This window comes from Pseudomonas sp. RA_35y_Pfl2_P32 (assembly GCF_963970735.1).
Taxonomy (GTDB): Bacteria; Pseudomonadota; Gammaproteobacteria; order Pseudomonadales; family Pseudomonadaceae; genus Aquipseudomonas.
In genome coordinates this window covers 1-443 of the sequence record NZ_CAXAQF010000349.1, presented here as the reverse complement: position 1 = coordinate 443, position 443 = coordinate 1, and the positions used below count along the sequence as shown (strand labels likewise).

At 68.4% G+C, this 443-nt stretch carries 1 protein-coding gene; it reads left to right on the top strand.

From position 1 onward, the window contains the following. On the top strand, positions 1–443 hold a 443-nt coding region (locus AACY45_RS28645), incomplete at both ends, for a methyl-accepting chemotaxis protein (RefSeq protein WP_339548847.1).

Sequence of the window (443 nt, the reverse complement as noted above, 5' to 3'; positions counted from 1 at the left end):
CACTCGATCGCGGCGCAGACCAACCTGCTCGCGCTCAACGCCACCATCGAGGCAGCGCGTGCCGGTGAATCCGGCCGCGGCTTCGCGGTCGTCGCCGATCTCGTCTCGGCGCTGGCAATGCGCGCCGAAGAGGAAGCCAAGCGCGCCCGCGACCAGTTGACCGTCACGCAGAGCGAAATCCTGTCCGCAGTCGGCGCGGTGCAGAAGGTCGATGGCGCGCTGGTCAACATCGCCGGTGACGTTGGCGAAGTGCACAAGCTGCTCGGCGACATGGCCGCCGACAACCAGGCCCAGGCCGCCGCGATCTCGCAGATCAGCGTTGCCGTCGGCGGCATGGACCGTGCGACGCAGCAGAACGCCGCGATGGTCGAACAGACCTCGGCTGCCGCCCGCAACCTGACCACCGAGGTCAGCTCGCTGTCGCAGCAGACTGCACGCTTCGA